This window comes from Arthrobacter sp. ZGTC412, from assembly GCF_002929215.1.
Taxonomy (GTDB): domain Bacteria; phylum Actinomycetota; class Actinomycetes; order Actinomycetales; family Micrococcaceae; genus Arthrobacter.
Map to the genome: position 1 here is coordinate 1 of NZ_PJII01000017.1, position 13,272 is coordinate 13,272.

Sequence of the window (13,272 nt, forward strand, 5' to 3'; positions counted from 1 at the left end):
GAACCCGGAAGCTAAGACCCACAGCGCCGATGGTACTGCACCCGGGAGGGTGTGGGAGAGTAGGTCACCGCCGGACACACATTACGAGTAGGGCCCTGACACCAGATGTCAGGGCCCTACCGCTTTAACCACCCACACCCCACCAGCCCGAGTCCTCCCAATCCGCACCCACCAGGGAACCCTCCACCACCTCCCGCGGCAGCACCACCGTCGCACGTCAACAATCGATGAAGCGTTGGCCCCAGAACCGCAGGAGCCGGTGGAGCATCGCCGGGGCGGGGGCGGAAGTTGATAGAGCGCCATGTGAATATCCCCACGATGGTGCCGGCTGGTGATCCCTCTGTCCCGCCCCGCGAGGCGACTCCACTAGAATTGATGCAGATGTACGGACTTCGAAGCGCTTGATTTCGGGTTGCGTAGAAAACGAAACACGGATACGAGCGGCTGCAGTGCGCCAGTGGTCGGCTCACAACAGGAGGAATCCACATGGCTGAGCACAACGGCGGCAACCGCGGAGGAAATGATCGCGGCGGGTTCCGCGGTAACAATAATTCCGGGGGTGACCCTCGCGGTTTCCGATCCCGCACCAACCGGGACAACGCAGGTCCCTCCGACCGGTCCGCCGGCAGCGGGGAGCGCAAGCCCTTCGGTGACCGTGACAAGAAGCCGTTTGGTGATCGTCCGCGTCGTGACGGGGACGGGGAACGCCGCGGTTTTGGCGGCGGCGAGCGTACCCCGTCTGGTGACCGCGACCGCAAGCCTTTTGGTGACCGTGACAAGAAGCCGTTTGGTGATCGTCCGCGTCGTGATGGCGAGGGTGACCGCCGTAGTTTCGGTGGCGGCGAGCGTAAACCTTTTGGCGACCGTGACAAGAAGCCGTTTGGTGATCGTCCGCGTCGTGACGGCGAGGGTGACCGCCGCAGCTTTGGTGGCGGTGAGCGCAAGCCGTTTGGTGACCGCGACCGCAAGCCCTACGGCGATCGCGAAAATAGGTCCTTCGGCGACCGTCCGCGTCGTGACGGCGAGGGCGACCGCCGTAGTTTCGGTGGGGGAGAGAACCGAAAGCCCTTTGGTGACCGGAGCGACCGCCCCAACCGCGGTGACCGCCAGGACCGCCAGGACCGCGCGCCCCGCAGCTTCGACCGTGGTTCCGACCGTGGTTCTGACCGCGACGCCGGACCCCGCACTTTTGGGCGGGACCGTCAGGAAGAGCGCCCGGCCCGTGTCCCCAACATGCGTGACCTCCGCAGCGCCAACCGCCCCGACCGCGAACGGTCCCCTCAGATCGACGAGGATGTCACCGGCAAAGAGCTGGACCGCGCCACACAGCACCAGATCAAGACGCTTGAGGCTGCCAGCGCCGAGTGGGTTGCCCGCCACCTGGTGATGGCCGGCCGCTTGATTGACGACGAGCCCGAACTGGCCTTCCAGCACGCCCTCGCCGCAAGCCGCCGGGGCGGCAGGCTCGCTGCTGTCCGCGAAGCCGTTGGGCTCACGGCCTATGCTGCCGGCCACTACGGCGAGGCGCTTCGGGAATTCCGGACGTATCGCCGGATCAGCGGCTCCAACGTGCATCTGCCGGTGATGGCTGACTGCGAACGCGGCCTCGGCCGTCCAGACCGGGCACTCGACGTGGTCCGGTCCGAGGAAGCCCAGGACCTCGACGCTCCGGGCAAGGCCGAGCTCGCCATCGTGGCTGCCGGCGCGCGGACCGACCTCGGCCAGCTGGACGCCGCCGTGGCCGAACTGGAGATCGCGCAGTTGGACATCAACCGTGCGTTCTCCTACAGCCCACGCCTCTTCCGCGCCTACGGTGACGCACTCGCCGCCGTCGGCCGTACCGCCGAGGCGGAGAAATGGCAGAAGCAGGCAGTAGTTGCGGAAAACGCGCTTGGCCTGGGCGTTGACGAAGAACCCGACATCATTGACCTGGGCTGGGACGAGCAGGAGGAAGCCCGCGAGGAAGCAGAACGCCGCCGGCTCCTGGACCGCGCGTCCTCCGCTTCGGCTTCCGCGGCTGCCGCTGAAACGCCCGCAAGAACTGGCGAAGCTGCGACGTCTGCCGCTGTCCCGGAAGAGACGCACGAAGGCGGATCAGGCCAAGCTGTCGACGCCAACATCGACGACCAGGAAACGGACTACTTCGTTTCCGACGACGCCGAGTCTGACGAGGACTCGGTTGAAACCGACGAACTGGACCACGACGGAGAGGAATTGCCCGATGGCAACGCTCCGGAGGACAACCAGGATCGCCGGGAAGACTAAAGCGGATGACTGAAGCGACCCTGATTTCCCGGTTCGATGCACTGCTCGCCGACCTTGACGGTGTGGTTTACGCCGGCGCTCACGCCATCCCGGCTGCAGTGGAATCACTCCAGCAGCTGGCAGGCCTCGGTGTGGGCCTCGGCTACGTGACGAACAATGCGTCGCGGAGCCCTGCCGACGTGGCAGCCCACCTCCGGAAACTTGGCGCACCCGCCGATGACAGCCAGGTGGTCAGCTCCTCCCAGGCCGCCGCGGAGATGCTCGCTTCTGAACTGCCGCCTGGCTCGAAGGTGCTGATCACCGGAAGCCCTGCGCTGGCACAGGAAATCGAACTGGTGGGCCTGGTGCCCGTGTACGGCCAGGACGAGGAACCCGTGGCGGTAGTGCAGGGCTTCAACCCGGCCATCGGCTGGAAGGAACTCGCCGAGGCGGCCTACGTGGTGTCGGCCGGAGCAGTGTGGGTGGCCACCAACACTGACATGTCCATCCCGCAGGCCCGCGGCATCGCGCCCGGCAACGGTACCCTTGTAGCCGCAGTCACCGCAGCCACCGGCCAAACGCCCCGCGTAGCCGGTAAACCGGAAGCGCCGCTCTTCCACTCCGCCGCCAAGCGGCTGGCAGCGGAGCGGCCCTTGGTAGTGGGGGACCGGCTGGACACAGACATCCTGGGTGGGAACAACGCAGGCTTCGCCACCGTGGCGGTACTGACCGGCGTCGACACCCGGCAAACCATCCTGGCTGCACGCTCCGCCGAGCGCCCCGACTACATCATCAGCTCCCTGGCTGACCTGCACCGCCCGTACCCGGCCGTCACGGAAAGCGACGGTACCTACACATGCGGCGAGGCGACGGCCCGCGTGGCCAACGGCGCCGTGGGCATCATTGGCCGCCAGGACAACCTCGATTCCTGGCGGGCGGCGTGTGCCTCGTGGTGGGCAGCCACCCCCGACGCGTCCTCGCCTCAGGCGCCGCAGCTCGTGTGGATGGATCACTAGGCTGGTTGGATGACTGAGCTGAGCCACCCTGACGAATCCGCAGCAGCCCAGCCCTCCCCGGACTGGCCGCGGACCAGCCAAGCCGAGGTAACGGACCACCTGGTGCAACAGTCCCTGGAACGCCTGGACGCTTTGCCCCGGAAACCCGTCTCAGAGCACGAGGCGGCCTACAGCGAACTCCATGATGAGCTGCGCGCCGCCCTGGACGCAGACCCGGCGGAGCATCACCGCGCCCGCATCAAAAATTCGGACGGCGCCTGATGCCGGTGCGCCTTGACCAGGCATTGGTTGCGCGCGGCCTGGCCCGGTCCCGCACGCACGCTGCCACGCTGATAGCCGAAGGAAAAGTAAGCTCGGCCGGCCAAGTGCTCGGCAAAGCATCAATGCAGGTTTCCGAGGACAAGCATCTGGTGGTCCAGCACGACGAGCAGGACACCTACGTGAGCCGCGCCGGGCATAAATTGGCCGGCGCGCTGGATGCTTTTCCCGAGGTTTCGCCGGCCGGAAAAAAGTGCCTTGACGCCGGCGCCTCCACCGGGGGCTTCACTGATGTCCTGCTTCGGCGCGGCGCCCCGCTCGTGGTGGCGGTCGACGTCGGGCACGGCCAGTTGGTGCCCCAGCTGCGGGAAGATCCCCGCGTGGAAGTCCACGAAGGACTCAATGTGCGGTACATGAAGCCCGAAGACATCGGCGGCCCGGCAGCGCTCACCGTGGCTGACCTGTCCTTTATTTCGCTGAGCCTGGTGGTGCAGCCGCTGGCGGAGTGCACCGAACCGGGCGGTGACCTGGTGCTGATGGTGAAGCCGCAGTTCGAAATCGGCAAGGACCGGCTGGGACGCACCGGCGTGGTGACTTCTGAGCGGGAGCGGCGCATGGCGGTGGAAAAAGTGGCACGGGCAGCGCAGGACGCAGGCCTGGAGCTCCGGGGCCTCGCGCAGAGCCCGCTGCCGGGACAGGACGGAAACGTCGAATACTTCCTGTGGATAAAGCGCAGGATCAGTCAAGAGTTGCCTAAGATCGAAGAGCGAGACGCAGCCACCGCTGCCTTGCTCGGACGTATCTGGCACAACCACTAGAAAGCGGAACCTGATGAGCAGGCGTGTACTGGTCCTCGCCCACACCGGCCGCGAGGAATCCTTGAAGGCCGCCTGGGAGGCCTGCGTCCAGCTGCAGGCCTCCGGGATTGTCCCGGTGATGCAGGAATCCGAGCTGGATGACATGGAACGCTTCTTCGGGCACCTCGCCCAGCCGGTGGAAGTCCTCCACGACCACGTCCAGCTCCCCGACGTTGAACTCGTGATGGTGCTCGGCGGCGACGGCACCATCCTGCGCGCGGCCGAGCTGGTCCGGGAAGTGGACGTGCCTTTGCTCGGTGTGAACCTGGGCCATGTGGGCTTCCTCGCCGAGAGCGAGCGGGCGGACCTGGCCCAAACCGTTGAATGGATCGCCAGCCGCGAATACACGGTGGAAGAGCGCATGACCATTGACGTACAGGTGTGGGTCCGGGGGCAGAAAATCTGGCACACCTGGGCGCTCAACGAGGCCGCGATTGAAAAAGCCAACCGGGAACGCATGCTGGAGGTGGTCACCGAGGTGGACGAACGTCCGCTGACGTCCTTCGGCTGCGACGGCATCGTGATGGCCACCCCTACCGGTTCCACGGCCTACGCGTTTTCCGCGGGCGGTCCCGTGGTCTGGCCGGAGGTGGAGGCGCTTGTCATTGTTCCCATCAGTGCCCACGCACTCTTCGCCAAGCCGCTGGTGGTCTCGCCCCGCTCACGCCTCGCCGTCGAAGTCCTGGGACGCACAGGCGCCCAGGGCGTCCTCTGGTGTGATGGCCGGCGCTCCGTTGACCTGCCGCCGGGTGCCAGGGTGGAGGTCACAAAGTCAGCCACTCCCGTGCGGCTGGCGCGGACCCATCAAACTCCTTTCTCGGGCCGGCTGGTACGAAAGTTTGAACTGCCCATCCACGGCTGGCGGGGGCCTGTCCCCAAGGCCGAAGCCATCCACACGGGCCCCCTTCCCGTCGTCCGGACGCCACGGCCCATGCCGCCGCTTCAGCTGCCCCACAGCGGGCATCCGGACATCGACCCCGATCCCTCAACCGCAAAGTGAACCATGCTTGAAGAACTGAGAATCCGCGATCTGGGCGTCATCACCGACGCGACACTGCCGCTGGGCCCCGGGCTGAGCGTGGTGACCGGCGAGACCGGCGCCGGCAAGACCATGGTGGTCACCGCCGTCGGCCTCCTCCTGGGAGCCCGTTCGGATGCGGGCGCCGTCCGCAGCGGCGCCAAGAGCGCAACTGCCGAGGCGGTGCTCAAGCTCGACGCCGGCCACCCCGCCCTCGCGCGTGCCCTTGAGGCCGGCGCGGAGGCGGAAGAGTTCGACGGCGGCGCTGAGCTCATCCTCGCCCGCCGGCTCGGTTCGGACGGCCGCAGCCGTGCTTTCCTGGGCGGCCGGGCCGCCCCCGTGGGGGTCCTCGCCGAGATCGGCGAAACGCTTGTTGTCGTCCACGGCCAGTCCGACCAGATCCGGCTCAAGGGCGCCGCAGCGCAGCGCGGTGCGCTGGACAAGTTCGCCGGTGAAACGCTGGCTGGCCCTCTGAGCGCCTACCAGAATCTTTACAGCCACTGGAAATCCAGCCAGGCCGAGCTGGACACGCTCCGCAGTGCCGCCCGGGACCGGCTCCGTGAAGCCGAATCGCTGGAGGCGGCACTGGCTGAGATCGACGAAGTGGACCCGCAGCCGGGGGAGGACGAACTCCTCAAAGCAGAGGCAGTAAAACTGGCTAACGTGGAGGAACTGCGGATCGCAGCCAGCACTGCCCATCAGGCCCTGATCGCAGAGGACTTCGGCGACGCAGGGGACGCCACCACCCTGGTGGACGCCGCGAAGCGGACCCTTGAGCACGTGGCTGAGCACGACACGGAACTCGGGTCCGCGGCGGCACGCCTGGCCGAGGTGGGGTTCCTGCTGAACGATATCGCCACCGAACTGGCCAGCTACCAAGCCGGGCTGGACACGGAAGGACCGGAACGGCTCGCCGAGATCGAGGACCGGCGCGCGGTCCTGGCCAAGCTGATCCGCAAGTACGCCCCCTCCATCGACGAAGTCCTTCAGTGGGCAGCAAATGCCCGGGTGCGCTTCGACGAGCTGCAGGACGATTCAACCCGCATCGAAACCCTGGACGCCGAGGTGGTCCGGGCCGAGGCGGACCTGCAGAAGCAGGCCGCGGCCATCACCAAAATCAGGACAAAAGCCGCCAAGGAGCTTTCGTCACGCGTCAGCGCTGAGCTGAAGGCACTGGCCATGGCCGATGCCACCCTGGTGATTAACCTCGAAGCCACCGGCCAGCTGGGACCGCACGGCGCGGACGAGATCAGCTTCCTGCTGCAGCCCCACTCAGGGGCTCCCGCCAGGCCGCTGGGCAAGGGGGCGTCCGGCGGTGAACTGTCCCGCGTGATGCTGGCCATCGAAGTGGTGCTTGCTGCAGTGGACCCTGTTCCTACGTTTGTGTTCGACGAAGTGGACGCCGGAGTGGGCGGACGCGCCGCCGTCGAGATCGGCCGCCGGCTGGCGATGCTGGCCCGCCACGTGCAGGTGCTGGTGGTCACGCACCTGCCGCAGGTGGCCGCCTTCGCGGACCAGCACATCACCGTCACCAAGACGTCTGTCAGGGGAGCCGACGGCAAAACAGCCACCGGATTCACCTCAAGTGATGTCCGCCTCCTTGACGGCCCCGAACGGGTGCGCGAACTGGCCCGGATGCTGGCAGGCCAGGAGGACTCGGAGTCGGCCCAGGCCCACGCGCAGGAACTGCTGGACGACGCCAAACTGCTGCCACAGCGGGCCTGACCCGGCCCGGGCAAGCAGGGCGAACGGGGCAACCCCTTGCCTGCCGGGCGCCCGGACCCGCAGACTGGATCATTTGGGGAAACAGTTCCCGGACCCGTGGAAGGCTCATTTGATGATAGGCTCGAATTCCGTGGTGCAGCGATCAAATTCCCGTATAAATTCCCGGTTCCCGGGCTCGTCCAAGACGACCAAACACATCTTCGTAACCGGTGGTGTGGCGTCCTCGCTCGGCAAGGGACTGACGGCATCAAGCCTCGGTCATCTGCTGCGGGCACGCGGCTTGTCTGTAACTATGCAGAAGCTCGATCCCTATCTGAACGTGGATCCGGGCACAATGAACCCCTTCCAGCACGGCGAAGTCTTCGTCACCGACGACGGCGCCGAGACGGACCTGGATATCGGACACTACGAGCGCTTCCTCGACGAAAACCTTGAGGGCTCGGCCAACGTGACCACCGGCCAGGTGTACTCCACCGTCATCGCCAAGGAACGCCGCGGTGAATACCTCGGAGACACCGTGCAGGTTATCCCGCACATCACCGATGAGATCAAGCGCCGCATGCGCCTGCCTGCCGAAGGCAAGAACGCCCCGGACGTCATCATCACCGAAATCGGCGGCACGGTCGGCGACATCGAATCCCAGCCGTTCCTCGAATCGGCCCGGCAGGTTCGCCAGGACATCGGCCGCACCAACGTCTTTTTCCTGCACGTCTCCCTGGTTCCGTACATCGGACCGTCCCAGGAACTGAAGACCAAACCCACCCAGCACTCCGTCGCAGCGCTGCGCTCCATCGGCATCCAGCCCGAAGCGATCGTTATCCGCTCGGACCGCGAAGTGCCGGACGCCATGCGGGAAAAGATCGGCCGGATGTGCGACGTCGACATCGACGCCGTGGTCAATGCTGCCGATGCGCCCAGCATCTACGACATCCCCAAGACCCTGCACACCCAGGGCCTTGACTCTTACATCGTGCGTGCCCTGGATCTTCCCTTCAAGGACGTGGACTGGACCAGCTGGGACAAGCTGCTTGAGGCTGTCCACAACCCCAAGCACCACGTCGAAATTGCCCTGGTGGGCAAGTACATCGACCTGCCGGACGCCTACCTGTCCGTCACCGAGGCCCTGCGCGCCGGCGGTTTCGCGAACGACACCAAGGTCAAGATCCGCTGGGTCCCCTCGGACGAGTGCGAAACCCGCGAAGGTGCCATCCAGGCGCTTGACGGGGTCAACGCCATCTGCGTCCCGGGCGGCTTCGGCATCCGCGGACTGGAGGGCAAGCTCGGTGCCCTGAAGTTTGCCCGCGAAACCAAGCTGCCGGTCCTGGGACTCTGCCTGGGCCTGCAATGCATGGTCATCGAGTACGCCCGCAACGTTGTGGGGCTGGAAGGTGCGTCCTCCAGCGAGTTCGAGCCGGATTCCAAGTACCCCGTCATCGCCACGATGGAAGAGCAACTGGAGTTCGTCGAGGGTCGCGGCGATCTGGGTGGCACCATGCGCCTGGGCCTGTATGAGGCCAAGCTCGACGCCGGCTCGGTGATCGCCGGGACGTACGGCAAGACCACTGTCAGCGAACGCCACCGCCACCGCTACGAGGTGAACAACAAGTACCGTGACCAGATCGCAGCCGAAGGGCTGGTCTTCTCCGGCACGTCCCCGGACGGCAAGCTGGTGGAGTTCGTCGAGCTTCCCGCCGACGTCCACCCGTACTACGTGGCCACCCAGGCGCACCCTGAGCTGAGCTCGCGCCCCACCCGGCCGCACCCGCTCTTCGCCGGGCTCGTCAAGGCAGCCCTGGACCACCAGGAGGGCGCCGACACGGCCGCCGGCCTGAGTGCTGTTGCCCCGGAGGCTGAGCAGTCCGGTACGGTAGCCGCTAAGTAGTTCCGCACGAAATAAGGACGGCGCGATGCCCGGTACACCTGAAACCACCCCTGCTGTGAAGGTTTCGGATGCGCCGAGCCCGCGCCGTCTTTTGTCCCAGGAGAAGGTCTACGAGGGCCGGATTTGGGACGTTGTCAGCGACAGCTTCCAGCTCCAGGAAACAGGCGAGGCCCTCACCCGGGACTACATCGAACACCCCGGCGCGGTGGCCGTCCTTCCTATGAATGACGACGGCGAGATCCTCCTTCTCAAGCAGTACCGGCACCCCGTGGGCATGGACCTTTGGGAGATTCCGGCCGGTCTGCTGGATGTGGAAGGCGAGGACTTTGTGGTAGGCGCGGCCCGCGAACTCGCGGAAGAAGCAGATCTCGCCGCCGGCACCTGGAACGTCCTGGCCGACTTCTTCAACTCACCCGGTTCGTCCAGCGAGGCCATCAGGATCTACCTGGCCCGGAACCTCACCGACGTCCCGCACCACGAACGCCATGAGCGGACGGACGAGGAAGCCGAGATCGAATTCCACTGGATCAGCCTTGATGACGCCGTGGAATCGGTATTGGCCGGCAGGCTCCACAACCCGTCCGCCGTCGTCGGTATCCTTGCCGCCGCAGCCGCCCGCGCTGAGGGGTATGCCAATCTCCGCCCCGCGGATGCGCCCTGGCCCGCGCACCCCAGCCAGCGCTGATGGCCCCTGGTCCTTCTGCTGAACTCGCTGCCGCTGGACGGGTTCAGGAAACCCCTGGCCCGGCTGGGGACGCACCGCCTGCCGCGTCCCCGCCAAGTGCCATAGCCCGGGGCATCACCGACTACCTCCAGCACATGGGCGTGGAACGCGGCGTTGCAGCCAACACGCTCGCGGCCTACCGCAGGGACCTGGCCCGGTACTCCCGCTACCTGGACGCCGCCGGCTGCGGCCGCCCCGAAGACATCACCCGCCACCACGTGACAGGTTACGTCCGGGCGCTGACGGACGGGTCCGACGGCGGGTCCGCCCTTGGAGTGCGGTCCGCTGCCAGGACGGTGGTCGCCGTCAGGGGACTGCACAAGTTTTGGGCCCTGGAAGGGTTCACACCCACAGATCCCGCCAGCGACGTTCATCCGCCCATGCCCGGGAAGCGGTTGCCGAAGGCCATCAGCGTGGACGAAGTGACCAGGATCCTGGAAGCGGCCGGAACCGACACCGCTACCGGGCTGCGCGACCGGGCGCTCCTGGAATTCCTGTACTCCACCGGTGCGCGCATCAGCGAGGCTGTGGGCCTGGACGTGGACGACATCTCCCTGCAGGAGCCGGAGACCGGGCCCGCCATCGTAAGGCTCTTCGGCAAGGGCTCCAAGGAACGGCTGGTACCGTTGGGCTCCTACGGCGCCCGGGCCCTCGATGCCTACCTGGTCCGTGGCCGCCCGCTCCTGGCCGCCAAAGGGAAAGGGACGCCGGCCTTGTTCCTGAATGCCCGCGGCGGACGTATCAGCCGCCAGAGTGCCTGGACCATCCTGAAGGCGGCCGCTGAAAAGGCCAACATCACCAAAGACGTCTCACCGCACACCCTCCGGCACTCCTTCGCCACGCATCTGCTCGAGGGCGGCGCCGACGTCCGTGTGGTCCAGGAGCTGCTGGGCCACGCTTCGGTAACCACCACTCAGGTCTACACGCTGGTCACCGCAGACACCCTGCGCGAGATCTACGCCGCAGCACACCCGCGGGCCTTGGGCTAGGGCCTCGCCGGCCGGGACCGTCGAGCCGTCAGGCCATCACGTTGAGCGTAAGCTCCACGGCCCCAAGGAACAGGGCGAGGATGGATGTGCCGAGCCCGGCCACCAGGAGCAGGCCCGGGTGGGCGAGACCGACTACAACGCGCCGCAGCTGAGGCGAGTGCCGCAGGAATTTCTTGGGCAGCCGCGAATCTTCAGGTGCCTGGCGCCAGCCGCGGAGGCGGCGCAGGAACCAAGCACAGCGCACAATGAGGGCCATCCACAGCACCGAGACCACCAGGGGTACTGCGGCCAGGAGGAGGTTGAGCCCCAACGACGTCACAGCACGCTCCGAGTCACCGGCCAGCGCCTGGACGGTGGTGGAAATCGAGGCGCTGGCGACCACGGAGACGCCCCACACCAAAAATGCGGCGGTCAGTGCAAGGAAACGGACAAAGAAGTGCGAAAGCACTGATTCTTTCTGGGGCCGAAGGTACCGCCGCGGGGTCGCGTGGAGCACCGCCACGGTGCACGCCAGCGTGGGCAGGGCCGCCATCCCCACCAACACGTACCAGGTCCAGCCCGCCAGGTCCACATACTCGTCAGCGATGATCAGCAGCGCCCACCAGCCGGTCCACGCCCAGCCTGCATGCAGCGGGTTCCTGACCAGCCACGCAGGCAGCCAGGCAGGCAGCCGGACTGCGCCGTCCGGCAAGACGCTGGCCTTAGCGGCGGGCGTGGCGTGCTCCTCTCCAGCCATGCTCATGGGCCTCACTGTAGCAATGCAGCTGCAATGGTCCAGTCATCGTTATCTCCACGCGGTGGCCGAACTAGGCTTGGCCAATGACTGCAGCCAATGTGACCCTCTGCTTCCTGCTCCGGGACAGGCCGGACGGCCCCGAGGTGCTGCTGGGGATGAAGCGCACCGGTTTCGGCAAGGGCAAAATCGTCGGGATCGGCGGCCACGTGGAACCGGGGGAGAGCGACAGCGAAGCGGTCATCCGGGAGGTTTTCGAGGAAACCGGCGTCTCCGTGCACGTGGAGGACCTCGCGGACGCGGGCGTGGTGCACTTTGTGTTCCCGGCCCGGCCTGAGTGGGACATGAAAACCAGGCTTTATACCGCCCGCACATGGAAGGGCGAGCCGGCCCCCAGCGACGAAATCCTGCCCGAGTGGTTCCCCGTGGACACGCTCCCCGTGGAGAGGATGTGGCAGGACGCCGACCACTGGCTGCCCGTGGTGCTGGAGGGCGGCAGGGTCAACGTCGTTGTGACCATGGACGCCGACAATGAATCTGTCGCCTCGTCGGAAAGCCTGCTGCCATAAGCCGTTAAATGCCGACGGCGGCCCGCGCACCAAGTGCCGCGTTCCGCCGTCGTGACTCCAGCGACAGCCTGCCTACGGCACGTGCCGCTCCTCCGGGCCCACGTATTCGCTCAGCGGCCGGATCAGCGAGTTGGCGTCCAGCTGCTCCATGATGTGCGCAGTCCACCCGGTGATGCGGCTGGCCACAAACAGGGGAGTGAAGGTGTGGGTGTCGAACCCCATCAGGTGGTAAGTGGGGCCGGCGGGATAGTCGAGGTTCGGTTTGATGCCCTTGGCTTCGTCCATCGCCGTCTCCAGCCCGCTGTACAACCCCAGCAACTCCGGCCGGCCGTAATGGGCAACCATTTTGTCCAGCGCGGCCTTCATGGTGGGCACCCGAGAGTCCCCGTGCTTGTACACCCGGTGCCCGAACCCCATGACCTTCTTTTTCGAGGCCAGCGCGTCCTCCATCCATGCCTTGGCCCGGGCCGCCGCTTCCTCCAGGGACTCCTGCGGCCGGATGCCGATCTCGTCGAACGTGTGCATCACGGCCTCGTTGGCGCCGCCATGCAGGGGTCCCTTCAAAGCTCCGATAGCGCCCGTGACGGCAGAGTGCAGGTCCGCCAGCGTGGACGTAATCACCCTGGCCGTGAAGGTTGAGGCGTTGAAGGAGTGCTCGGCATAAAGGATCATCGAGACATTAAAGGCCTCCACCACCTCCGGCACCTGTTCCTCTCCAAAGGTCATCCAGAGGAAGTTGGCGGAATAGCCCAGGTCGTCACGGGGCTCAATGACACCCTGCCCGTGGCGGCGGCGCTGGTCGTAGGCCACCACCGCCGGCATGGCCGAGAACAGGTCGGTGGCTTTGGCCATGTTGGCCTCGCGGGAGGAGTCCTCGGCCAGCGGGTGCCGGGCGCCCATCACCGAGGCAGCGGTCCGGCAAACATCCATCGGATGCGAGCTCTCCGGCAGTGCGTCAATGACCTGCTTGACCACTGGGTCCAGGGCACGGCCGGCCCGCTCACGCGCGGTGAACTCGGCCAATTGCTGCTGATCGGGCAGCTCACCGTTCCAGAGCAGGTAGGCCACTTCCTCGAAGCTGCACCTGGCGGCGAGCTCCTGCACCGGGTAGCCCCTGTACAACAGGGAATTGGTATCCGAATTAACCTTCGAGACGGACGTGTAATCCACCACGACGCCGGCAAGACCCTTTTTGATGTCCTCTTCAGCCATGCTGAAACTCCTTCGTTCCTGTCGCCTGTTGTGCCGGCCGGAGCC

General features: G+C 66.3%; 13 protein-coding genes and 1 rRNA gene. 11 read left to right on the top strand and 3 right to left on the bottom strand.

The window, feature by feature from the left end:
* Positions 1–76 (top strand): 5S ribosomal RNA (gene rrf / locus CXQ88_RS22855); the annotation flags it as partial.
* A 290-nt stretch (positions 77–366) separates the two neighbouring features.
* On the opposite strand, the gene CXQ88_RS22425 is transcribed toward rrf, so the two are convergent.
* Entirely contained in the window at positions 367–1,434 is a 1,068-nt protein-coding gene (locus CXQ88_RS22425; RefSeq protein ID WP_258061948.1) for a hypothetical protein, read from the bottom strand.
* Here CXQ88_RS22425 and CXQ88_RS22430 point away from each other — a divergent pair.
* The 9 genes from CXQ88_RS22430 to xerD all read left to right on the top strand — a co-directional run bounded on the left by CXQ88_RS22430 (position 1,399) and on the right by xerD (position 10,713).
* The gene (locus CXQ88_RS22430) at positions 1,399–2,265 is read left to right on the top strand and encodes a hypothetical protein (protein ID WP_258061949.1); all 867 of its coding nucleotides are present in this window, start codon (positions 1,399–1,401) and stop codon (positions 2,263–2,265) included. The two genes, CXQ88_RS22425 and CXQ88_RS22430, sit on opposite strands and share 36 nt — an antisense overlap.
* A gap of 5 nt (positions 2,266–2,270) precedes the next feature.
* Positions 2,271–3,260 carry an HAD-IIA family hydrolase gene (locus CXQ88_RS16655; protein WP_104045258.1) on the top strand — a complete coding sequence of 330 codons (990 nt, stop codon included), beginning with the start codon at positions 2,271–2,273 and terminating at the stop codon, positions 3,258–3,260.
* 9 nt (positions 3,261–3,269) lie between these two features.
* Complete coding sequence (locus CXQ88_RS16660; RefSeq protein WP_104045259.1) at positions 3,270–3,521, top strand: hypothetical protein; 252 nt, start codon at positions 3,270–3,272, stop codon at positions 3,519–3,521.
* Positions 3,521–4,336: a TlyA family RNA methyltransferase gene (locus CXQ88_RS16665; protein ID WP_104045260.1), complete on the top strand. Its 816-nt coding sequence runs from the start codon at positions 3,521–3,523 to the stop codon at positions 4,334–4,336. The genes CXQ88_RS16660 and CXQ88_RS16665 overlap by 1 nt, the downstream gene beginning before the upstream one ends.
* Before the next feature lie 13 nt (positions 4,337–4,349).
* Positions 4,350–5,375 carry an NAD kinase gene (locus CXQ88_RS16670; protein ID WP_104045261.1) on the top strand — a complete coding sequence of 342 codons (1,026 nt, stop codon included), beginning with the start codon at positions 4,350–4,352 and terminating at the stop codon, positions 5,373–5,375.
* A 3-nt stretch (positions 5,376–5,378) separates the two neighbouring features.
* Positions 5,379–7,118 (top strand): DNA repair protein RecN, encoded by a 1,740-nt coding sequence (recN, locus tag CXQ88_RS16675; RefSeq protein WP_104045262.1) that lies wholly within the window; start codon positions 5,379–5,381, stop codon positions 7,116–7,118.
* A gap of 112 nt (positions 7,119–7,230) precedes the next feature.
* A complete protein-coding gene (locus tag CXQ88_RS16680; RefSeq protein WP_104045263.1) occupies positions 7,231–9,000 on the top strand; it encodes a CTP synthase in 1,770 nt (589 codons plus the stop codon).
* Between the two features lie 25 nt (positions 9,001–9,025).
* Positions 9,026–9,685, top strand: coding sequence for an NUDIX domain-containing protein (locus CXQ88_RS16685; RefSeq protein WP_104045264.1), 660 nt, complete (start codon positions 9,026–9,028; stop codon positions 9,683–9,685).
* Positions 9,685–10,713, top strand: coding sequence for a site-specific tyrosine recombinase XerD (gene xerD / locus CXQ88_RS16690; RefSeq protein ID WP_181037576.1), 1,029 nt, complete (start codon positions 9,685–9,687; stop codon positions 10,711–10,713). Before CXQ88_RS16685 ends, xerD begins: the two co-directional genes overlap by 1 nt.
* Positions 10,714–10,741: 28 nt before the next feature.
* Here xerD and CXQ88_RS16695 read toward each other — a convergent pair whose 3' ends face one another.
* Positions 10,742–11,455, bottom strand: a complete 714-nt coding sequence (locus CXQ88_RS16695; protein WP_258061951.1) for a hypothetical protein — start codon at positions 11,453–11,455, stop codon at positions 10,742–10,744.
* 77 nt (positions 11,456–11,532) lie between these two features.
* Between CXQ88_RS16695 and CXQ88_RS16700 the strand changes: the two genes are divergently transcribed.
* Positions 11,533–12,015: an 8-oxo-dGTP diphosphatase gene (locus CXQ88_RS16700; RefSeq protein ID WP_104045265.1), complete on the top strand. Its 483-nt coding sequence runs from the start codon at positions 11,533–11,535 to the stop codon at positions 12,013–12,015.
* A gap of 72 nt (positions 12,016–12,087) precedes the next feature.
* Here CXQ88_RS16700 and CXQ88_RS16705 read toward each other — a convergent pair whose 3' ends face one another.
* Positions 12,088–13,227, bottom strand: coding sequence for a bifunctional 2-methylcitrate synthase/citrate synthase (locus tag CXQ88_RS16705; RefSeq protein ID WP_104045266.1), 1,140 nt, complete (start codon positions 13,225–13,227; stop codon positions 12,088–12,090).
* Positions 13,228–13,272: the final 45 nt, after the last annotated feature.

Coding starts and splice junctions, on each gene's coding strand:
- CXQ88_RS16655 (WP_104045258.1), top strand. CDS start 2,271: ATGACTGAAGCGACCCTGATTTCCCGGTTCGATGCACTGCTCGCCGAC.
- CXQ88_RS16660 (WP_104045259.1), top strand. CDS start 3,270: ATGACTGAGCTGAGCCACCCTGACGAATCCGCAGCAGCCCAGCCCTCC.
- CXQ88_RS16665 (WP_104045260.1), top strand. CDS start 3,521: ATGCCGGTGCGCCTTGACCAGGCATTGGTTGCGCGCGGCCTGGCCCGG.
- CXQ88_RS16670 (WP_104045261.1), top strand. CDS start 4,350: ATGAGCAGGCGTGTACTGGTCCTCGCCCACACCGGCCGCGAGGAATCC.
- recN (WP_104045262.1), top strand. CDS start 5,379: ATGCTTGAAGAACTGAGAATCCGCGATCTGGGCGTCATCACCGACGCG.
- CXQ88_RS16680 (WP_104045263.1), top strand. CDS start 7,231: ATGATAGGCTCGAATTCCGTGGTGCAGCGATCAAATTCCCGTATAAAT.
- CXQ88_RS16685 (WP_104045264.1), top strand. CDS start 9,026: ATGCCCGGTACACCTGAAACCACCCCTGCTGTGAAGGTTTCGGATGCG.
- xerD (WP_181037576.1), top strand. CDS start 9,685: ATGGCCCCTGGTCCTTCTGCTGAACTCGCTGCCGCTGGACGGGTTCAG.
- CXQ88_RS16695 (WP_258061951.1), bottom strand. CDS start 11,455: ATGAGCATGGCTGGAGAGGAGCACGCCACGCCCGCCGCTAAGGCCAGC.
- CXQ88_RS16700 (WP_104045265.1), top strand. CDS start 11,533: ATGACTGCAGCCAATGTGACCCTCTGCTTCCTGCTCCGGGACAGGCCG.
- CXQ88_RS16705 (WP_104045266.1), bottom strand. CDS start 13,227: ATGGCTGAAGAGGACATCAAAAAGGGTCTTGCCGGCGTCGTGGTGGAT.